This window comes from Pseudomonas oleovorans subsp. oleovorans (assembly GCF_002197815.1).
GTDB classification, from domain to species: Bacteria; Pseudomonadota; Gammaproteobacteria; order Pseudomonadales; family Pseudomonadaceae; genus Aquipseudomonas; species Aquipseudomonas oleovorans.
On record NZ_NIUB01000041.1, the window covers coordinates 17,859 to 37,155 of the forward strand.

Consider the following 19,297-nt stretch of genomic DNA (forward strand, 5'->3'; position numbering starts at 1 on the left):
GCCAACGCGTAGTCCGGCTGCAACCCGGAACATCGAAGCATGCCTCGGATGACATCCGGCTACGGTTCAGCGATTGAAACGCTCCGCCAGACTGTGCAGGTAATCGGCCATTTCCTCCAGCTCGCGGCTGATCGCCGCACCCTGATGCGCCTGGCCGGCACTGTGATCGGAAAGCTGGGCGATACGGGTGATCTGCCGGCTGATGTCCTCGGCCACGTGGCTCTGCTCTTCGGAAGCCGCCGCCATCTGCTGGCTCATGCTGGTGATGCGCGTCACTGCAGCGCTGATGCCCTCCAGCGCATCACGTACCGACTCCACGCTCTGCACGCTGCCACGAGAAATTTCCTCGCCCTTGCCCGCCGTCACCACGGCGCGCTCGGCCCCTGCACGCAGATCGGCGATGATCTGGTGAATCTGCTCGGTGGACTGGCGAGTACGCGAAGCCAGTGACCGCACTTCATCGGCCACTACCGCGAAACCACGGCCCTGCTCCCCTGCGCGCGCAGCCTCGATGGCCGCGTTGAGCGCCAGCAGATTGGCGCTGCTCGGCAATCGAGGTGATCACATCGGCAACACTGCCGATGGACTGCGTGGAGTTGGCCAGTTCATTGACCGCCTGGCCAATATCGTTGACCGCCTTGGCCATCTGGCGCATGGAATCGAGGCTGCCTACAGCCAGATCGCGCCCCTCACGGGCCAGGCGGTCGGCTTCTTCGGCAGCATGCGAGGTGTTCTGCACGTTGTGCGCGACTTCCTGGATGGTCGCCGCCATCTGGTTGATGGCCGTCGCAGATTGGTCAGTTTCAGCCCGCTGCTGATCGAGCATCTGCGCGCTGGATTGCGACAACTCGGCGGACTGCGTGGCGCGTTTCTTGACGTTCTCGCCAGCATCTTCCAGCCGCGTCAACGCCGTCTGAAGTCGCGCCTCCTCACTGATCATCGCCATATCCAGTAACGCCTGAGCGCCACGGTTGTCGCTGTAGGTCAGCGCCACCAGGCCGCTGGTAAAGGCTTTCGGATGATCCGCCAGGGTGCGGCGAATCAGCTGCCGGGTCCGATAAAGCTGGTAGGAACCCAGCACGAACAGCGTCAGCACGATAAAAGCCATCAGCGGCCAACCAGAGACCACCCAGTGCGCCGCGAGGATCAGCAGCGACGCGGCGATCAGCGGCCAGGAACGCACCACATCGTACGTCCAGTATTCCAGCTTCGGCACGGGTGGTTTGCCGGCACGCAGACGGGCATAAAGCGCTTCGGCACGACGTTTCTGAGCCTCGGTTGGCAATGAGCGCACCGACTCGTAGCCCGAAATTCGGCCGTTCTCATACACGGGAGTGACGTAGGCACTGACCCAGTAGAAATCGCCATTCTTCGAACGATTCTTGACGATGCCCATCCAGGGCTTGCCCTGTTTGATGGTGTCCCACATATGACCGAACACCGCTGGCGGCATGTCAGGGTGACGCACCAGGTTGTGCGGCTGACCGATCAGCTCCTCGCGGGTGAAGCCGCTGATCTCGACGAAGGCATCGTTGCAGTAGCTGATCTTGCTGTTGAGGTCGGTGGTGGAAATCAGGCGTTCTTCCGCAGGGAAGGTTCTTTCCCGCTGAGTCACGGGCAGGTTATTGCGCATCGAGGCTTCCCTGTTCGAATTGAAGTGGGTGCAGACGTATGAATAAGTACTAGCACAGCCTAATAACCACGCCAGCTAAAGGTTCTAAGCCTTTCGAAGAATAAAGGCGACCCTGTTTCAGATCTGATTCAGTTGCGCCTTGAGCAAATCGCGAAAGGTCTGAATCAGCGGCTCGCGGGTACGTCCCCGGCGCAGGATCAGCGAGAACGGGGCCTGGTAGCCAAATACCGCTGGCAGCAATACCCGCAGCTTGCCCTGATCCACCCAGGGCTGGGCGTAGTGCTCCGGCAGATAGCCAATGTAGGCGCCGGAGAGCACCAGAATCAGCTGCGCCTCCATCGACTCCACGGTAGCCGCGCTGTGCTTGAAGCCATGGCGAGCCAGTTCGGCCTGGCTCCAGTAGCCACGACCGACCATGCGTTGCTGGGTGATCAGCTCTTCGGGAATCCGCCGCTGCTCGAACAAGGCATGCCGCTCGCTGCAATACAGCCAGTGCTGCTCACGGTACAGCGGCTGGTAGACCAGCCCGTTCATGCGCGTGGAAAAGGCACCAATGGCCAGATCCAGGCGGTTGTCCAGCACCGCCAGTTGCAGCTCGTAGGGGCTCATCACCGACAGGTGCAGGTGCACACCCGGGTGCTCCTGGCTGTAGGCGCCGATCACCTCGGCCAGCGGCAGAGCCGGGTCGCTGACGGTGGAGTCCAGCACACCTAGGTTGAGGGTGCCACGCAGTTCGCCCTTGAGCGCCGCCGAATAGCGCTCGAAACCTTCCAGTTCGCCGAGCAGGCGCAGGGTTTCCTGGTGAAACAGCTCGCCCTTGCTGGTCAGACTGAAGCCGCCACGGCCGCGATGGCAAAGCACGATGCCGAGCTGACTCTCCAATTGGCTCATGTAGGTGCTGATCGCAGAAGTGGACAGGTTCAGTTCCTGGAGCGGGTCGAACGCTGGGCTGCCATCGGCATGCTCCTGCTGGCCGGCGCGGTGTTCTACGTGATGGGGCAGAAATTCGAATTCGCCAGCCTGCTGGCCATGCCGACAGAGCCGCGTAACGAGATCACCCCCGGTATCGCCTTCGATATCGTCATCGCCACCGCCTTCTCCTGGATTCCACTGGCCGCCGACTACAACCGCAACTGCCGCAGTCAGGGCGTGGCGGGGGTCGGCACCTGGGTCGGCTATGTCGCGGCAACGCTGCTGGCCATGGGCCTGGGCGCCACAGTGTCGGGCTTCTCGGTATTGACTGGCATGGAGCAGACCTACGACCCGGCGGTGCTGCTGGCCGGTTTCGGCTTCGGCCTGCCGGCGGCCATCGTGGTGTTCCTCTCGGTGATGACCACCAACGTCATGTGCGTCTACAGCGCGTCGCTGTCGTACCTGAACATCAGCCCGAAAACCCCGTTCTGGAAGCCGGCACTGTGCATTGGCGTGCTGTCGATCCTCGGCTCGCAGATCCCCGGCATCCTCGACAATTTCCAGAGTTTCCTGCTGGTAATCGGCAGCGTGTTCATCCCAGCCTTCGCCGTGCTGATCGCCGACTACTTCCTGATCCACAGGGGCGACTACGCGGTGGATGAGCTGCTCAGTGAAGATGGCGGCCGCTACCGTTACCTGAGCGGCTTCAACCCGGCCGCCTTCCTCGCCTACGGCCTGGCGCGGTGCTGGCCTACTACTGGGGCTGGGTCTCGCCGCTGGCCTGGGGCGCTTCGCTGCCGGTGTTCCTGATCACCGCTGCCAGCTACGCCGTGCTACGGCGCTGGGTGCTGGTGCCGCGGGCGCAGCTGGCGTAGCGTGATGGCGAACGTGGCGGGTTGCACCCGCCCTACCGGAAACGACGCCCCGTAGGGCGGGTGCAACCCGCCACCGAAGCCACCGCAGGGTGCGAACCCGGCTTGAGGAACCACCATGAAAATCGTCAGCCGTGACCGTTGGTTCGAGGTAGAGCACCGCCACGATGGCATCTGCCTGATCCACGAGCCTTACGTGCGCCCCTTCTATCGCTGCAACATGTGGCATGTGCAGGGGCGCGAGCATGACGTGCTGATCGACTCCGGCTCCGGGCTGGTCAGCCTGCGCGAGCAACTGCCCTGGCTGACCGAAAAGCCGCTGCTGGCGGTGGCCAGCCACTGCCACTTCGATCATATCGCCGGACATCACGAGTTCGATGAGCGCCTGGTGCATCCGGCCGAGGCTGACATTCTCGCCGCACCGGATGGCGCCAATACCCTGGCTACGGACTTCGTCGGCGACGACATGTTCGAGGCGCACCCGGATTGCCCGCTGTGTTACGCCGAGTACCGCGTACGGGCAGCGCCGGCCACGCGCCTGATCGAAGATGGCGACGTGCTGGATCTAGGTAATCGGATATTGCAGGTGCTGCACACGCCCGGTCATTCACCGGGGGGCATCAGCCTATGGGAAGCGAAGACGCAAACACTGTTTTCTGGCGACATCCTCTACGACGGCCCGTTGATCGAGGACGCCTACCATTCGAATCTGGAGGATTACGCACAGAGTCTGTCGCGCTTGCGCGAACTGCCCGTACGCACCGTGCACGGCGGGCATTTCGGCAGTTTCTCGGGGCAGCGGATGCGCGAGCTGATAGAGGCCTGGTTCGACGCCCATCAGCTCACTTGAGACTTCAGCGACTACGCTGGAGCGCTTCGCGCCGCAGGCGCTCCTGCTCGGCTTCGCTGATACGAATTGGCTGAGGTTGCGGGACAAGGCCAAGGGCCTGCAACAGGGCTTGCAGTTGTTCTTGCAGCTTGGCGAGCATGGGTACGACCTCCTGCCAAGTAAAGGGAAGAGCCAGCGGCTCATTTATCAGATTAGGCCGGACAAACCGGATTTCAACCAGGCGCCGTCAAATTACCGGGCTCTTGCGCCGATAAGGGAATACGTCGATCACCTTGCCCGCCCGAATCGCCTCCTGCAATTGTTTCCAGTAATCGGCCTCATAGAGATTGCCATGCAACTGGCTGAACAGCCGGCGCTGCTTGATATCAGCGAACAGGAACGGCGGAAACTCCTCGGGGAACACGTCCATCGGCCCCACCGAATACCAGGGCTCGGAACTCATCTCGTCCTCGGGGAAACGCGGCGGCGGGATGCGCCGGAAGTTCACTTCGGTGAGAAAGCAGATCTCGTCGTAGTCGTAGAACACCACGCGGCCATGGCGGGTGACACCGAAGTTCTTCAGCAGCATGTCACCAGGGAAGATATTGGCCGCCGCCAGTTGCTTGATGGCCAGGCCGTAGTCATCCAGCGCCTCGCGCACCTGCGCCTCGTTGGCACTTTCCAGATAGAGGTTGAGCGGCGTCATGCGCCGCTCGGTCCAGCAGTGTCGTACCAGCACGGTGTCACCCTCCACCACCACGGTCGACGGTGCCACCTCCAGCAACTCGGCGAGGCACTCGGGCTCGAACTTGGCCTTGGGGAAACGGAAATCGGCGAACTCCTGGGTATCGGCCATGCGCCCTACGCGGTCGACACTTTTCACCAGGCGGTACTTCTCGATCACCGTCTTGCGGTCCACCGTCTTGGCGTGAGCGAAGCGGTCCTTGATGATCTTGAACACGGTATTGAAGCCCGGCAGGGTGAACACGCTCATGACCATGCCACGCACGCCGGGCGCCATGATGAAGCGATCATCGGTGCTGGCCAGGTGGCCGATCAGGGCGCGGTAGAACTCGGACTTGCCGTGCTTGTAGAAACCGATCGAGGTGTACAGCTCGGCGACGTGCTTGCCCGGCAGGATGCGCTTGAGAAAGCCGACGAACTCGGCCGGAATGGCCACGTCCACCATGAAATAGCTGCGGGTGAAGGAGAAGATGATCGACACCTCCGCCTCGTCGGTGATCGCCGCATCGGCCTGGATGCCCTGCCCTTCGCGGTGCAGCAGCGGGATCGCCAGCGGCCACTGTTCCTCGCGGTTATAGATGCGTCCGATCAGATAGGCGCCCTTGTTGCGGTACAGCACCGAGGAAAACAGCTCGATGCACAGCTCCGGGTCCTTGCACACCCAGTCCGGCAGGCTGGCGCGCAGTTGCTCTTCCAGGCGCAGCAGATCACGCGGCAGATCCTCGTAGGGGGCGTCGAAACGGTAATCGTCGAAGATCGCCTGCAGCGCCAGGTGCAGCTCGCCAGCCGGCCGATAGCTGCGCGTCTGGGCGGCACCGGGCTGGTTGCGTAGCGATGGCCGGGTGGTATGGATGAACATGCAGCCATCGCTGATCTGGTCATGGCTGAACAGGCTGCAGAAGATCGAGTTGAACCAGGTTTCCGCCAGCTCATCGTCGAAACGCAGATCGATCAGGGCGATATAGGCGCTCTTGACCAGCGGCCACTGGCCGACGTCCAGCAGCGAAGCATCGAACCCTTGCAGCAGATGCTCACGGGTTTCTGCGACCTTCTCCTCATACAGGTTGATGCGCGCCGCCGAAGCCTGCTGCGCCTCCTGCCATTGCGCCTGCTCGAAGCGCACGCGCGCGCCATCGGTGATCTGGCGAAAATGCTCGCGGTAATCATCGAACCCCTCGAGGATCAGGCGAGCGATCTCGCCAGCCGGCCATTGCTGTCTCATACACCTGCCTCATGAGTGCACAGAATGAGCCGAGCTTAGCCGACAAAGCAGGCCAGGTGCCGTTCGGGAATGCTCGAAAGTGGGCCGAACCGCACCTGTAGCCAAGGGCCGAGTGCATACGCCTACCCAGCGATCGCCTTGTGCTGCTGGGCAATACGCTTGACCAGATACTCGGCATCGCGAGCAATCCCTGAAAAACGCCCCGACCCCCAGGTGTGCAGCCATGGCAAACCGAGGAAATACAGTCCGGAAACCGAGGTGACACCACGGCTATGCACCGGATGACCGCGGCCATTGAATACCCCGGCATCGATCCAGGAAAAATCCGGGCTGAAACCGATGCACCAGATGATGCTGGTGATGCCAGCCTGCCGCAGATTCAACTCGGTTGGCACCTGATGCGGGCGCCACACCGGCTGGTAGATCTCACCGGGCGGCGCATCGATGCCCTTCTCGGCAATGTAGGCATCAATGCTGGCGTTGATTCGGTTATACACCGCATCGGCAGCATCCAGCCTGGCTTGCAGATCCTCAGTGAAGGTCAGCGTCTCGCCGTCGAGACGCTGCAGCAGGCCGAACAACTGCATGCCTTCGAGGGCAAACTTGCGCAGGTCGATATCACGCCCGCCGTCGCGACCGGTCACATAGTGGTTGGTGTTGTCGCGCACGCCTTCGCGTAGCGGATGCTGGTCGACCCCAATGTCGTAGTAGCCCATATCCGCCAGCCAGTCGACCACGTCGCGGCCACGGTGAAAGCGCGCACAACGCGGGGCATCACCAACAGCCAGATACACCTTGCGCCCAGCCAGGTGCAAATCCTCGGCGATCTGCGCGCCGGATTGCCCCGAGCCAACCACCAGCACGTTGCCCTCGGGCAGCGCCTGTGGGCTGCGATACTGCTCGGAATGCAACTGAAGGATGTTGGCCGGCAAGCGCTCGGCCAGGCGCGGAATGATCGGCACGTGATAACCGCCAGAGGCGACGATGACTTGATCGGCGGTAAATTCGCCAGCGCTGGTCTGCACCGCATAACCACCTTGCGGGCGTGGCGTCACACGCTGCACCGCAACCCCCTCGCGAACCGGCGCATTGACGCTGCGAATGAAACCGTCGAGGTAATCGATAATTTCCTCACGCTTCATGAAACCGTGCGGGTCGTCCCCGGCATAGGGGTAGCCCGGCAGCGCACACTGCCAATTCGGCGTGACCAGGCAGAAGGCATCCCAGCGCTGGGTACGCCAGCTATGGGTGAGGCTGTGCTTTTCCAGCAGCAGATGATCGATACCCTGCTGCTGCAGGTAGTAACTGGCCGACAGACCGGCCTGCCCCCCACCGACAATGATGACCTGATGATGGGGAACCTGTACGGATTTGAGATGACTGGGCATTGCACGCTCCTCGGGTAACTGGTGCGATGGAAATGACAGCTAGAAAGAGCTCCAGCCGCTGTTGACCTGACCGGCATGGGCCGTTTGCATATCGAGAATCTGCACCTGGCCACCTTCGAAGCCACGCGCGTGGTATCGCAGGGCGCTCAGGGTGTCCATGGCCGAACTGCAGTAGAAGCCTTTGACATCCTTGACCCGCTCGGAAGCCGCATTGAGGGCGTTCTCGGCACGCAGGATGAAATCCTCGAGTGCGTAGCTGGAGCCCGCGCAGAGGTGCTCGTAGATGATGGTGGACGGTGAATAACCGGACATTTCCTGGCCATCGGGCCAGCGCAGTTTGAAGTTGACGGCAGGCATCTCAGCATTCCTCACTCATAGGGGTGGATTGGGTGAAACCGGTGAATGGGCGTTGCCCAAGATTCCAGAACTCCATGACCTCGCCGCCCACCCCGACCTGCAGACTGGCGCTGTCGTCGATCTGACCAATGCGCGCACAGGTCAGCCCCTCCAGGGCGAAGGTGGTGTGCACGTCGGCCCAGGCGCTTTCCTCCAGGGTCAGCAAAAAGCCGTAGCTGGGAAACGCCTGCAGCCAGCGCAGCAGGTCGCCGTCGTCCGGGCACGGCAATCCATCGAGTTCAAGCCTCGCGCCACAGCCGGTCGGCTCCAGCAGCATCAGCAGAGTGCCCAATAGCCCGGCGTTGCTGATGTCCTTGGCGGCGGCAAGCAAGCCGCCCTCGGCCAGACGCGGTAGCACATCGAGCTGGCTGCGCAGGCGCTCGCCGGAACGTTTCTCGAAGGCTTTCCAATAGGGCACGCCGGGGTGCCAGCGGCCATCCAGATCCACGGCCATCGCCAGTACCTGACCAGGTGCGACATGCAGGGTGGAGAGCAGCCGGTGAGCGATGCCGGTGATGGCCACCGCCAAGCCAGCACGGGCATCGGCGCCCTGGTGGGTATGCCCGCCGGCCAGTAGCAGGCCATAGGCCTGGCAGGCCTCGCGAATGCCCTGAAGCAACTGCTCGGCCTTGTCCTCGTCATGGTGCCAGTAGGCATTGACCACTGCCGTGGGACGCCCGCCCATGGCGGCGATATCGCTGACGTTGGCCATCACCGCCGACCAGCCGGCGAACCAGGGGCTGGATTCGACGAAGGCCGGCAACATGCCTTCGATGGCCAACAACTGGTAATGCTCGCCGCAACGTATGGCCGCCGTGTCATCGCCGGGCAGTGCATAACGGGCATCACCCTGCGGCAGCGAGCCGGACAACCCCTGGGCCGGTCGCTGAATGGCCTGCTTGGCGCGCATCGCCGGGGTGTCGTGCAGTGCCGCGAGCAGTTCGCTCAGGCCAGTGGCTGGGGTCTTGCGCAATGCCTCAGCCATGACGCCGCTCCTTGAGGGGCAGCAACGACACCTCGCGTGGCATGAAGGGATAGCGCGCCAGGTTCGCCTGCATCAGCACGTGCTCGCGCTCGAGCAATTGCAACGACCGCAAACTCTGCCAGTGCAGGCCGTGGAACCAGGCTTCGTTATGCGCCTGCACGGTGGCCAGAAAGGTGTGACAGCCCAGCTCGATAGCTCGTGACACCGCCTCGTTGACCAGCGCCTTGCCGATCATGCCGTGGCGGCGATAGTCGCGCTCCACGCACAGACGGCCGCCATACCACAGCCCCGGCGCCTGCTCGTAGATGCGTACCGCACCGACCACCCGGTCGGCCACGCCACAGTTGTAGGCGACGGCAACGATCGGCAGGGCCTGGAAGTCGTGCGTATCACGATCCTGGGCGAACAGCCCCTGCTCGTCGGCGAAGACCGCACGGCGCAAGCGGTAGTAGTCTTCCCGCTCCCAGCGCTCGGTGGCAGGCTTGACCAGCAGATCGCCGGTGAGGAAGTCGCGAAAGGTGTCGTCATTCAAGGCGAAGGCATGCTCGGCCATGGTCGTTTCCCTCACTCGTGGCGTTTCAAGGCCGAACAGGCGCCACACTTGGCGCAGCCAGCCTTGATCTGTTCGGAATGCAGCCCGTGCCGCTGCAGGCTGGCACCAATGCGCGGATACAGGCGCTGCATGAAGGCGCTGTCGGGCTTGGGGTGCTGAGCCAGTGGCGTGCCGTCGATGGGAACGAAAGGCACTACGAAGGGGTAGACGCCCATTGCCGCCAGGCGCTCGGCCATGGCCACGATGGCCTCTTCGCTATCGCCCAGCCCGGCCAGGATGTAGGTGCTGACCTGGCCACGCCCGAAGACCTCGACGGCCGCCGCGAAAGCCGAGAAATAACGCGCCAGCGGCACCTGCGCCTTGCCCGGCATGATCCGCTGGCGCACCTCGTCGGTGACCGCCTCCAAGTGCATGCCCAGCGAGACCACGCCGCAGTCTTGCAAGCGGCGAAACCAGGCGTCCTCGTCCGGCGGCTCGCACTGCGCCTGGATCGGCAGAGCCACTGCCGCGGTAACGGCAGCGGCCGATTCGCAAAGGATGGCAGCACCACGGTCAGAGGTTTGCGGCGTGCCAGTGGTCATCACCATGTGCTTGACGCCATCGAGCTCCACCGCCGCTTTGGCCACCTCAGCGAGGTGGGCCGGGCGCTTGCGTGCGATGGTCTTGCCACTTTCCAGGGACTGGCCGATGGCGCAGAACTGGCAGGCACTGGCAGCATCGTTCATGCGGATGCAGTGCTGCAGCAACGTAGTGGCCAGCACGTCATCGCTGTGCAGGGTGGCGATCTTCCAGTAAGGGATGCCGTCGGCGGTGCTGCGTGCGTAGAAGTTCGGCACGCCTGGCACCTGCACCTGGCCCACCTGCTGGCCGTCGCGGTAGATCAGCGCCAGCTCGCCCGCACCCTGCGGACGCACTTCGTAGGGCGATAGCAACGAGGCCTGATTGAGCATCGGCACCATCGCTGTATGCCCGCCCAACGACAGCGCCTTGTGATCGGAAGGCCCGGCGCCGCCCTTGCGCGACAGGCCGTGGCCGTCGTCCTGCCAGCGCGCGCCATGGCACTGCAGCTCGCTGAGCAGGTCCAGCGCGGCGATGCGTTCAGAGGCTGACATGCTCGACCTCCTCGGCTTCATGCCGCCCCGGCAGCGCCGTGACGCGCTCATGCAGGTGGGCGGTAGGCGTGCGGTCGATCAGCAGGCTGAGCAGTTCCGGCCGGCTGTAGTGGCCGACCGAATCCATCATGCGCTTGCGCTTGTCGATCAGCGTCAGGTCGAGATCGGCGATCACCTCACCCTCGCCACTGCGCAGCGGCTCCCCCAGCAGCTTGCCTTCGGGGCTGACGATGGCGGTGAAGCAACCGCCGGAAATCGGCCCCAGCCCACAGCCGGTATCGACCATGATGCGCTGCTGCTGTTCCGGCTCCAGCCAGGCGGTGGCGTTGACCACGAAGCAGCCGGACTCCAGCGCATGGTGGCGGATGCTGACCTCGATCTGCTCGGCGAAGATCTCCCCCACCAGCGAACCGGGAAACATCGCCGCATGAATCTGCTCGCCATCGGCCATCAGGGCATAGCGCGCCAGCGGGTTATAGTGCTCCCAGCAGGCCAGCGAGCCGATACGCCCGACCTGGCTGGCCACAGCACGCAGGCCAGAGCCATCGCCCTGCCCCCAGACCATACGCTCATGGTAGGTCGGAGTGATCTTGCGCCGATGCTGAATGAGGCTGCCATCGGCATCGAACAACAGTTGAGCGTTGTAGATCGTGCCACCGTCACGCTCGTTGATGCCCAGCGACACCACCATCCGAGCTTCGCGACAGGCCTCGGCAATCGCGGCGGTCGCCGCCGACGGCACCTGCACCGACTCCTCGAGCAGGCGCAGATGCTCCTTGCCCATCATGAACGGAGGCTGCACGAAGGAGAAATAGGGGTAGTAGGGCACCACGGTTTCCGGGAAGACGGCAAACTGCACGCCCTCGCGGCCGAGGCGCAGGATGGTCTGGACGATCTTCTCGACGGTACCCTCGCGACTGTAGAGCACGGGCGAGAGCTGCACGGCAGCGGCACGGACGATGGCCATGGCGAATTCCTTGTACGAACGTGGCCCCTCCCGCAGGAGGGGCGGGAAGGATCAGGCAGTCCAGGTGTCGATGATCAGCGCGCCTTCGCGACGCATCAGCAAACGCAGATCCATCACGTCCAGCGGGTTGATGGCGCGGATGCCTTCGATCAGCGCTTTCTCGGTCTGCCCGTACAGGGCCTGCAGGGCGAAACGGCAGGCATAGACCTCACCGCCTTCCTCGATGAACGCCTTGATCTGGTTGTTGACCGCCAGGTGGCCGGGGAAGGCTTCATTGCCCAGGGTGGGGAAGCCACGCTGCACGCCAAGCTGCACGCCCGGCCCGTAGAGCAGCACCTTGGTCTCGAAGCCTTTGCGCAGCAGGCGTTTGGCCTGCAGCATGTTGACCAGGCCAATGGAACCCTCGAAAGCGATGGTGTGGAAGGTGATGAGGGCTTTCTCGCCTGGCTCGGCCTTGACGTCCTCGAAAACCTTCTCTTCGTAGTTGACCAGGAAGTCGCCGTCCTTGTAATGGGCGATATCGACGCTCGGCATGGGTGCTCTCCTCTTCTGCTTTTCTTCACGGTGGAAGTCACCGTGCTTGCAAGAGCTAGAGCGAAGGCTGTGCCAGGTTTTCAGCTATTTATTTTTATTATTTCAAATCAAACAGTTAGTTATCTGATCCGGTTTTCCAGGCACGATCTGCACCTAGGCATCGACTACGAAGTCTCGTATAAAAACGAAAGTTCGTAGCAGCAATTACGAGGTTTCGTAGCATGAGCACAAGCGAGCCGGACTATCTCGCAGGCTGGGCCGACATGACCTACGCCTCCAGGCACATGGTGTTCGAGCATTGCAGCGAGGCCATCGTGCAGTTCGATCCGGTGGCCAACCGCTTCGTCGACATGAACATTGCCGCCAGCAAGCTGTTCGGTTATGCCCGGCACGAGTTGCTGAACATGACGGTCACCCGCCTGCTCGGCCACCAGCTACCCGAATTGATCGTGTTCACCCAGGCGGTACTGGAAGCCGGCAAGGGCTGGAGTGACGAGCTCAGCTGCACGCGTAAGGATGGCGAACGCGTGATGCTGGAAATCTCCGCCGCCACGCTGCGCCTCAAGGGCGTGCTCTACCTGATCCTGGTGCTGCGCGAACGCAGCGAGCAGCGCTATCTGCTCGACCAGGCACAAACCGAGCGCACCATGCGCGGCGGTCTGCTGGAATGGCGCAACATCCTCAACCTGTTCCAGGAAACCGAACGCGACAACCACCTGCTGCTCAGCGCCGTCGGCGATGGCATCTACAGCATCGACAGCGAGGGCCTGGCCACCTACGTCAACCCGGCGGCGGCGCGCATGCTCGGCTGGGAGACGGACGAGATGATCGGCAAGAACATCCACCGCATTCACCACCACAGCCACGCCGATGGCAGCCACTATCCGGTGGAGGACTGCCCGATCTACAAGGCCGTGCACGACGGTCTGGTGCATGAAGGTCGCCAGGAGGTGTTCTGGCGCCGTGACGGCAGCATGTTCCCGGTGGAATTCACCAGCACGCCGGTGATCTCCGATGGCCGCATCGTCGGCTCGGTGGTGGTGTTTCGCGATATCACCGAACGCATGAGCACTCAGCAGCGCCTGCATGATGCCCTTGAGGAACTCAGGGAGCTCAAGCAGCGCCTGGAACAACAGAACGAATACCTGCAGGAAGAAATCCGTATCGAGCACAGCTACCGCGAGATCGTCGGGCAGAGCGACTCCATCCTGAAGATCGTGCGCCAGATCGATGTGGTCGGCCCCACTGACGCCAGCGTGCTGATCCACGGCGAATCCGGAACTGGCAAGGAGCTGATAGCCCGCGCTATCCACCAATCCAGCCGGCGTGCCGCGCACCCGCTGATCCGGGTCAACTGCGCGGCCATCCCCGCCGACCTGTTCGAGAGCGAATTCTTCGGCCACGTACGTGGGGCTTTCACCGGTGCGCTGCGCGACCGAATTGGGCGTTTCGAGCTCGCCGACGGCGGCACGCTGTTTCTCGACGAGGTCGGCGAAATCCCGCTGGAGCTGCAGAGCAAGCTGCTGCGCGTGCTGCAGGAGGGGCAGTTCGAGCGCGTCGGCGAGGAACGCACGCGACGCGTCGATGTACGCATCATCGCAGCCACCAACCGCGACCTGCGTAGCGAGGTGGAGTCCAAGCGCTTTCGTGAGGATCTCTACTTCCGCCTCAATGTCTTCCCGCTACAGTCACCAGCACTGCGCGCACGTCGCGAAGACATCCCCATGCTGGCCAGCCACTTCATCAAACAAATCGGCAAACGTCTGAATCTACCCGACCGCCGACTGAGCAACGGCGACATTGCACGCCTGCAAAGCTACAACTGGCCAGGCAACATCCGTGAACTGCAGAACGTCATCGAGCGCGCGCTGATTACCTCCAACGGCCCCCTGCTACGCATCGATCTGCCGTCACCGGACAGCATGACAGAGGACGAGCCCCACCAAGAGAGCAGGCCTCACGACACCAAAGGCGTCATGACCGAACAACAGATCCGTCAACTGGAAATCGATAACCTGCACGCGGCGCTTGCGACTGCCAATGGCCGATTGTTCGGCCCGGGAGGCGCAGCGGAGCTACTAGGCATCAAACCCACCACCCTAGCCTCCAGACTGAAGAAACTCGGCATAACTCAAGGTAAGTAAAGGTGAGCGGACCTACCCGGTGGGTGAACAGCTCGGAGCACTCTGCCTCAAGTTCATCACGAGTGCCACGGCGGTCTCGGCGGGTCTGTTGCACATTGGATTAACATTGCTTGCGGCAGCATTCCCCCATACGGCATGAAGGCAAGAGCACAATGCGGATTGCCAGCGCCTCACCCAGCAGCAACACTCGCGTTCCCACCCTGCCGGATACTTCGCCTTGCGTACCGCCGACCTGCTCCGCCTGCTGCTGCTCGCCGCCATCTGGGGCGCCAGCTTCCTGTTCATGCGCGTTGCCGCCCCCGTGTTGGGAAGCATGCCGACCGCGTTCTTTCGCGCCAGCTTCGGCGCGCTGGGGCTTCTGGTGCTGCTCCTGCTGCTGCGCAGTGACTGGGACTTTCGCGGCAAACTGCGCATCTGCCTCGGCCTGGGCGTGATCAACGCCGGCCTGCCTTCAGCCATGTATTGCCTGGCGGCGCTGATCCTGCCGGCCGGTTATTCGGCGATCTTCAACGCCACCACCCCTCTGATGGGTGTATTGATCGGCGCACTGTTCTTCCATGAGGGCATCACCCTGAGCAAGGCGGCGGGCGTGTTTCTCGGCCTGCTCGGCGTAGCGGTGCTGACCCGCACCGGCCCGGTGGCCTTCGACCTGCAACTGCTGCTGGGCGCCGGTGCCTGCCTGGTGGCCACCACCTGCTACGGCTTCGCTGGTTTCCTTACTCGACGCTGGATCGGCCAACAGGGCGGCCTGGACAATCGCCTCACTGCCTTCGCCAGCCTCGCGGGTGCCAGCCTGTTCCTGCTACCGCTGTTCGGCGGCAGCCTGGCGCTGCAACCGCCGCCGAGCTGGGGCGGCATTGAGGTGTGGCTGTCGCTGGCCGGCCTTGGCCTGGTCTGCACCGCGTTCGCCTACGTGCTGTATTTCCGTTTGCTGGCCGATATCGGACCGATCAAGGCCAGCACCACCACTTTCCTCATCCCGCCATTCGGCGTGCTATGGGGCGCTTTGCTCCTGGGTGAGCCACTGAGCTGGGCCTACCTGCCTGGCTGCTTGTTGATCGCATTGGCGCTGTGGCTGGTGGTGCGCCCAAGCGTGACCAAAAGGTAGCCCGGATGAAATCCGGGAGACAGGCGGTGAATGCTCCCGGATTGCATCCGGCTACGGACTGGTAGTCAGGCCAGGCGTGGCGAAAGCCTATACTGTAGGAGTGGCGCCCCGCCGCGAATCTGGGCGCGCGAAATTGAAAAGCTTCGCCCCGGGGCGGGGCTCCTACGAAAGTAGCCATTTAGAAAGTAGCCCAATGAAATCCGGGGCGCAGGCGGCGTGACTCCCCGGATTGCATCCGAGCTACGGACTGGCGGTCAGGCCAAGCGTAGGTGGATCGCGCTTCATTGATCCACCCGCCTGCAGCTGCTTTACTGCTGCAGCTCCTGCTCGGTGAACATATCGCTGAACAGCATGCTCGACAGATAGCGCTCGCCGGAGTCCGGCAGGATCACCACCATGGTCTTGCCCTGCATCTCTGGTTTCTCCGCCAGACGCACCGCCGCCACCATCGCTGCGCCGCAAGAGATACCGCAGAGAATGCCCTCCTCACGCATAAGGCGCAGGGCCATGGCCTTGGCTTCGTCGTCAGTGACCTGCTCGACCTGATCGACCATCGCCAGGTCGAGGTTCTTCGGTACGAAACCGGCGCCGATGCCCTGAATCTTGTGCGGTGCCGGCTTGACCTCGTCACCGGCCAGGGTCTGACTGATCACCGGCGAACTCACCGGCTCCACCGCCACCGACAGAATCGGCTTGCCCTGGGTCTGCTTGATGTAACGCGAAATGCCGGTGATGGTGCCGCCGGTGCCGACGCCGGAGACCAGCACGTCGATGGCGCCTTCGGTGTCACGCCAGATTTCCGGGCCGGTGGTCTTTTCGTGAATGGCCGGGTTGGCCGGGTTCTCGAACTGCTGCGGCAGGTAATAGTGAGGATTGGCTGCCACCAGCTCGTTGGCCTTCTCGATCGCGCCCTTCATACCCTTGGCCGGCTCGGTCAGCACCAGTTCGGCGCCAAGGGCCTTGAGCACCTTGCGCCGCTCCAGACTCATCGAGGCCGGCATGGTCAGCACCAGCTTGTACCCGCGCGCAGCGGCGACGAAGGCCAGGCCGATGCCAGTGTTGCCCGAGGTCGGTTCGACGATGGTCATGCCCGGCTTGAGCACACCGCGCTCTTCGGCGTCCCAGATCATGCTCGCGCCAATACGGCATTTGACCGAATAAGCCGGGTTACGGCCCTCGATCTTGGCCAGAATGGTCACGCCTTTCGGCCCCAGGCGATTGATCATCACCAGGGGCGTATTACCGATGGCCTGGGCGTTGTCTGCAAAAATGCGGCTCATGACGAAATCCTTGCGGGCAGAGAAAGACACCAAGCCTAAGCTGCGCCCTGGCGCGCGTCCAGCCAAGAGACCGAAAGCCGGATGACTCGCCATTCAGTGACTGAATACTGCGTCTGCGTTCACAGCCACCAGAGCTGCGCGTTATAGTCGCGCTTTGAATTTCTGCTGCGGGCCGGCCCCGCGCGTTACCGTTGCGAGGATTTTCCGATGAAGTTCGAAGGCACCCAGTCCTACGTCGCCACTGACGACCTCAAGCTCGCGGTCAACGCCGCCATCACCCTGCAGCGCCCACTGCTGGTCAAGGGTGAGCCGGGTACCGGCAAGACCATGCTTGCCGAACAACTGGCCGAGGCCTTCGGCGCCAAGCTGATCACTTGGCACATCAAGTCCACCACCAAGGCGCATCAGGGCCTGTACGAATACGATGCGGTCAGCCGCCTGCGTGACTCGCAGCTCGACTCGGACAAGGTTCACGACGTTCGCAACTACATCAAGAAGGGCAAGCTGTGGGAGGCCTTCGAGGCCGACGAACGCGTGATCCTGCTGATCGACGAGATCGACAAGGCCGACATCGAGTTCCCCAACGATCTGTTGCAGGAACTCGACAAGATGGAGTTCTACGTCTACGAGACCAACGAGACGATCAAGGCCAAGCAGCGCCCGATCATCATCATCACCTCAAACAACGAGAAGGAACTGCCGGACGCCTTCCTGCGCCGCTGCTTCTTCCACTACATCGCCTTCCCGGATCGCGACACGCTGAAGAAAATCGTCGATGTGCACTACCCCAACATCAGCGGCGAGCTGGTGGCCGAGGCGCTGGACGTGTTTTTCGACGTGCGCAAGGTGCCAGGCCTGAAGAAGAAGCCTTCGACCAGCGAGCTGGTGGACTGGCTCAAGCTGCTGATGGCCGACAACATCGGTGAAGCCGTGCTGCGCGAACGCGATCCGACCAAGGCCATCCCGCCGCTGGCAGGCGCCCTGGTGAAGAACGAGCAGGATGTACAACTGCTCGAGCGCCTGGCCTTCATGACCCGCCGCGCTTCTCGGTAACGGACACTGATCTGAAACTGTAGGAGCCAGCTTGCTGGCGATCCGACGCACTGCCGATGTCACTGATCGCCAGCAAGCTGGCTCCTACACAGAGCGCCCCAAACGGGGAATGATTCTGCAAGTGAGGGTGCAGCCATGCTGCTCAACCTGTTCAACGAAATGCGCGCGGCCAAGGTGCCGGTGTCGGTGCGCGAGCTGCTCGACCTGATCAACGCGCTCAAGCACAACGTCGTGTTCGCCGACATGGACGAGTTCTATTACCTGGCGCGGGCGATCCTGGTGAAGGACGAACGTCACTTCGACAAGTTCGACCGTGCCTTCGGCGCCTACTTCAAGGGTCTGGAAAACCTCAACCAGCACATCGAGGCGATGATCCCCGAGGAATGGCTGCGCAAGGAATTCGAGCGCCTGCTCACCGACGAGGAAAAGGCGCAGATCCAGAGCCTCGGCGGCCTGGACAAGCTGATCGAAGAGTTCAAGAAGCGCCTCGAGGAACAGAAGGAAAAGCACGCCGGCGGCAACAAGTGGATCGGCACCGGCGGCACCAGCCCGTTCGGCTCCGGCGGCTACAACCCGGAAGGCATTCGCGTCGGCGATGCCGGCAAGCGCCAGGGCAAGGCCGCCAAGGTGTGGGACCAGCGCGAGTACAAGAACCTCGACGATCAGGTCGAGCTGGGCACGCGCAACATCAAGGTGGCGTTGCGCCGTCTGCGCAAGTTCGCCCGCCAGGGCGCCGCCGAAGAGCTGGATCTGGACGGCACCATCGACCACACCGCCAAGGACGGCGGCCTGCTCAATATCCAGATGCGCCCGGAGCGACGCAACACGGTCAAGCTCCTGCTGCTGCTGGATATCGGCGGTTCGATGGACGCCCACGTCAAGGTCTGCGAGGAGCTGTTCAGCGCCTGCAAGACCGAGTTCAAGCACCTGGAATACTTCTACTTCCACAACTTCATCTACGAGAGCGTGTGGAAGAACAACATGCGCCGCACCAGCGAGCGCACCTCGACGATGGACCTGCTGCACAAGTACGGCGCCGACTACAAGGTGGTGTTCGTCGGCGACGCGGCCATGGCGCCCTACGAAATCACCCAGGCCGGCGGCAGCGTCGAGCACTGGAACGAGGAAGCCGGCTACGTCTGGATGAAGCGCTTCACCGAGAAGTTCAAGAAGATCATCTGGATCAACCCCTACCCCAAGGACACCTGGAACTACACCGCCTCCACCGGCATCGTCCGCGAGCTGATGGAAGAGCGCATGTACCCGCTGACCCTGCAGGGCCTGGAAGACGGCATGAAGTACCTGTCCAAATAAGCCAAGCCGCAACGAGAAACGCCGCGAACCCTGCACAGGATTCGCGGCGTTTTTGTATCCCGGAGGCAATCCGGGAATATTGCGAAAGAGCCCCCGGATTGCATCCGTATATGGACTCCTCCCATTTTGCCAGTGAAATAATCTGCCTCTGAACCTAGGTACGACTGCTTCCGTATATTCGACTTCTGATAAGGCGTTAGCCTTGAGCCATGATGAATTTCGCTCCTGTGCGCCTAACCGGGCTAGCGGCC

General features: G+C 62.5%; 16 protein-coding genes and 3 pseudogenes. 6 read left to right on the forward strand and 13 right to left on the reverse strand.

Translation table 11 applies throughout. The features are described from left to right. Window positions 1-66: 66 nt before the first annotated feature. The 3 pseudogenes from PSOLE_RS25295 to PSOLE_RS19660 all read right to left on the reverse strand — a co-directional run. Window positions 67-1,051 (reverse strand): annotated as a pseudogene (locus tag PSOLE_RS25295) (methyl-accepting chemotaxis protein); the annotation flags it as partial. A 116-nt stretch (window positions 1,052-1,167) separates the two neighbouring features. Then, a pseudogene (locus PSOLE_RS25300) lies at window positions 1,168-1,633 on the reverse strand (PAS domain-containing protein); the annotation flags it as partial. 117 nt (window positions 1,634-1,750) lie between these two features. Then, window positions 1,751-2,563: pseudogene (locus tag PSOLE_RS19660) on the reverse strand (LysR family transcriptional regulator); the annotation flags it as partial. A 30-nt stretch (window positions 2,564-2,593) separates the two neighbouring features. Here PSOLE_RS19660 and PSOLE_RS19665 point away from each other — a divergent pair. Together PSOLE_RS19665 and PSOLE_RS19670 are read left to right on the forward strand one after the other, a co-directional pair. Beyond that, window positions 2,594-3,355 carry a cytosine permease gene (locus PSOLE_RS19665; RefSeq protein ID WP_244597296.1) on the forward strand — a complete coding sequence of 254 codons (762 nt, stop codon included), beginning with the start codon at window positions 2,594-2,596 and terminating at the stop codon, window positions 3,353-3,355. Window positions 3,356-3,535: 180 nt separating this feature from the next. After that, a complete protein-coding gene (locus PSOLE_RS19670) occupies window positions 3,536-4,267 on the forward strand; it encodes an MBL fold metallo-hydrolase (protein WP_074860488.1) in 732 nt (243 codons plus the stop codon). 4 nt (window positions 4,268-4,271) lie between these two features. On the opposite strand, the gene PSOLE_RS24985 is transcribed toward PSOLE_RS19670, so the two are convergent. The 9 genes from PSOLE_RS24985 to PSOLE_RS19710 all read right to left on the reverse strand — a co-directional run bounded on the left by PSOLE_RS24985 (window position 4,272) and on the right by PSOLE_RS19710 (window position 12,147). Continuing rightward, window positions 4,272-4,406 carry a PA1414 family protein gene (locus PSOLE_RS24985; protein WP_255311570.1) on the reverse strand — a complete coding sequence of 45 codons (135 nt, stop codon included), beginning with the start codon at window positions 4,404-4,406 and terminating at the stop codon, window positions 4,272-4,274. 87 nt (window positions 4,407-4,493) lie between these two features. Beyond that, window positions 4,494-6,212 carry a bifunctional isocitrate dehydrogenase kinase/phosphatase gene (aceK, locus tag PSOLE_RS19675; protein WP_074860484.1) on the reverse strand — a complete coding sequence of 573 codons (1,719 nt, stop codon included), beginning with the start codon at window positions 6,210-6,212 and terminating at the stop codon, window positions 4,494-4,496. 122 nt (window positions 6,213-6,334) lie between these two features. After that, the gene (locus PSOLE_RS19680) at window positions 6,335-7,600 is read right to left on the reverse strand and encodes an MSMEG_0569 family flavin-dependent oxidoreductase (protein WP_003461616.1); all 1,266 of its coding nucleotides are present in this window, start codon (window positions 7,598-7,600) and stop codon (window positions 6,335-6,337) included. Window positions 7,601-7,639: 39 nt separating this feature from the next. After that, window positions 7,640-7,957: an MSMEG_0570 family nitrogen starvation response protein gene (locus tag PSOLE_RS19685; protein WP_003461619.1), complete on the reverse strand. Its 318-nt coding sequence runs from the start codon at window positions 7,955-7,957 to the stop codon at window positions 7,640-7,642. Between the two features lies 1 nt (window position 7,958). Further along, complete coding sequence (locus PSOLE_RS19690; RefSeq protein WP_003461621.1) at window positions 7,959-8,981, reverse strand: sll0787 family AIR synthase-like protein; 1,023 nt, start codon at window positions 8,979-8,981, stop codon at window positions 7,959-7,961. Next, window positions 8,974-9,534: an MSMEG_0567/Sll0786 family nitrogen starvation N-acetyltransferase gene (locus PSOLE_RS19695; protein WP_003461623.1), complete on the reverse strand. Its 561-nt coding sequence runs from the start codon at window positions 9,532-9,534 to the stop codon at window positions 8,974-8,976. Before PSOLE_RS19695 ends, PSOLE_RS19690 begins: the two co-directional genes overlap by 8 nt. Window positions 9,535-9,545: 11 nt before the next feature. Then, window positions 9,546-10,646 carry an MSMEG_0568 family radical SAM protein gene (locus PSOLE_RS19700; RefSeq protein ID WP_074860480.1) on the reverse strand — a complete coding sequence of 367 codons (1,101 nt, stop codon included), beginning with the start codon at window positions 10,644-10,646 and terminating at the stop codon, window positions 9,546-9,548. Next, entirely contained in the window at window positions 10,633-11,613 is a 981-nt protein-coding gene (locus tag PSOLE_RS19705; RefSeq protein ID WP_003461627.1) for a Nit6803 family nitrilase, read from the reverse strand. Before PSOLE_RS19705 ends, PSOLE_RS19700 begins: the two co-directional genes overlap by 14 nt. 51 nt (window positions 11,614-11,664) lie before the next feature. Then, window positions 11,665-12,147, reverse strand: a complete 483-nt coding sequence (locus tag PSOLE_RS19710) for an MSMEG_0572/Sll0783 family nitrogen starvation response protein (RefSeq protein ID WP_003461629.1) — start codon at window positions 12,145-12,147, stop codon at window positions 11,665-11,667. A 221-nt stretch (window positions 12,148-12,368) separates the two neighbouring features. On the opposite strand from PSOLE_RS19710, the gene PSOLE_RS19715 reads away from it, so the two are divergent. Both PSOLE_RS19715 and PSOLE_RS19720 read left to right on the forward strand, forming a co-directional pair. After that, window positions 12,369-14,291 carry a sigma 54-interacting transcriptional regulator gene (locus PSOLE_RS19715; RefSeq protein WP_074860479.1) on the forward strand — a complete coding sequence of 641 codons (1,923 nt, stop codon included), beginning with the start codon at window positions 12,369-12,371 and terminating at the stop codon, window positions 14,289-14,291. 217 nt (window positions 14,292-14,508) lie between these two features. Beyond that, the gene (locus PSOLE_RS19720) at window positions 14,509-15,399 is read left to right on the forward strand and encodes a DMT family transporter (RefSeq protein WP_074860473.1); all 891 of its coding nucleotides are present in this window, start codon (window positions 14,509-14,511) and stop codon (window positions 15,397-15,399) included. 308 nt (window positions 15,400-15,707) lie between these two features. Here the strand turns inward: PSOLE_RS19720 and cysK are convergent, their stop codons facing one another. Then, window positions 15,708-16,679 (reverse strand): cysteine synthase A, encoded by a 972-nt coding sequence (gene cysK, locus PSOLE_RS19725; RefSeq protein WP_074860460.1) that lies wholly within the window; start codon window positions 16,677-16,679, stop codon window positions 15,708-15,710. Window positions 16,680-16,886: 207 nt separating this feature from the next. On the opposite strand from cysK, the gene PSOLE_RS19730 reads away from it, so the two are divergent. Both PSOLE_RS19730 and PSOLE_RS19735 read left to right on the forward strand, forming a co-directional pair. Beyond that, window positions 16,887-17,732, forward strand: a complete 846-nt coding sequence (locus PSOLE_RS19730) for an AAA family ATPase (RefSeq protein WP_064494556.1) — start codon at window positions 16,887-16,889, stop codon at window positions 17,730-17,732. 135 nt (window positions 17,733-17,867) lie between these two features. Next, window positions 17,868-19,046, forward strand: a complete 1,179-nt coding sequence (locus PSOLE_RS19735; protein ID WP_074860458.1) for a vWA domain-containing protein — start codon at window positions 17,868-17,870, stop codon at window positions 19,044-19,046. Window positions 19,047-19,297: the final 251 nt, after the last annotated feature.

What these genes read in the sequence shown, in the direction of transcription:
- PSOLE_RS19665 (WP_244597296.1), top strand. Translation starts at nt 2,594, where the DNA reads ATGCTCCTGCTGGCCGGCGCGGTGTTCTACGTGATGGGGCAGAAATTC.
- PSOLE_RS19670 (WP_074860488.1), top strand. Translation starts at nt 3,536, where the DNA reads ATGAAAATCGTCAGCCGTGACCGTTGGTTCGAGGTAGAGCACCGCCAC.
- PSOLE_RS24985 (WP_255311570.1), bottom strand. Translation starts at nt 4,406, where the DNA reads ATGCTCGCCAAGCTGCAAGAACAACTGCAAGCCCTGTTGCAGGCCCTT.
- aceK (WP_074860484.1), bottom strand. Translation starts at nt 6,212, where the DNA reads ATGAGACAGCAATGGCCGGCTGGCGAGATCGCTCGCCTGATCCTCGAG.
- PSOLE_RS19680 (WP_003461616.1), bottom strand. Translation starts at nt 7,600, where the DNA reads ATGCCCAGTCATCTCAAATCCGTACAGGTTCCCCATCATCAGGTCATC.
- PSOLE_RS19685 (WP_003461619.1), bottom strand. Translation starts at nt 7,957, where the DNA reads ATGCCTGCCGTCAACTTCAAACTGCGCTGGCCCGATGGCCAGGAAATG.
- PSOLE_RS19690 (WP_003461621.1), bottom strand. Translation starts at nt 8,981, where the DNA reads ATGGCTGAGGCATTGCGCAAGACCCCAGCCACTGGCCTGAGCGAACTG.
- PSOLE_RS19695 (WP_003461623.1), bottom strand. Translation starts at nt 9,534, where the DNA reads ATGGCCGAGCATGCCTTCGCCTTGAATGACGACACCTTTCGCGACTTC.
- PSOLE_RS19700 (WP_074860480.1), bottom strand. Translation starts at nt 10,646, where the DNA reads ATGTCAGCCTCTGAACGCATCGCCGCGCTGGACCTGCTCAGCGAGCTG.
- PSOLE_RS19705 (WP_003461627.1), bottom strand. Translation starts at nt 11,613, where the DNA reads ATGGCCATCGTCCGTGCCGCTGCCGTGCAGCTCTCGCCCGTGCTCTAC.
- PSOLE_RS19710 (WP_003461629.1), bottom strand. Translation starts at nt 12,147, where the DNA reads ATGCCGAGCGTCGATATCGCCCATTACAAGGACGGCGACTTCCTGGTC.
- PSOLE_RS19715 (WP_074860479.1), top strand. Translation starts at nt 12,369, where the DNA reads ATGAGCACAAGCGAGCCGGACTATCTCGCAGGCTGGGCCGACATGACC.
- cysK (WP_074860460.1), bottom strand. Translation starts at nt 16,679, where the DNA reads ATGAGCCGCATTTTTGCAGACAACGCCCAGGCCATCGGTAATACGCCC.
- PSOLE_RS19730 (WP_064494556.1), top strand. Translation starts at nt 16,887, where the DNA reads ATGAAGTTCGAAGGCACCCAGTCCTACGTCGCCACTGACGACCTCAAG.
- PSOLE_RS19735 (WP_074860458.1), top strand. Translation starts at nt 17,868, where the DNA reads ATGCTGCTCAACCTGTTCAACGAAATGCGCGCGGCCAAGGTGCCGGTG.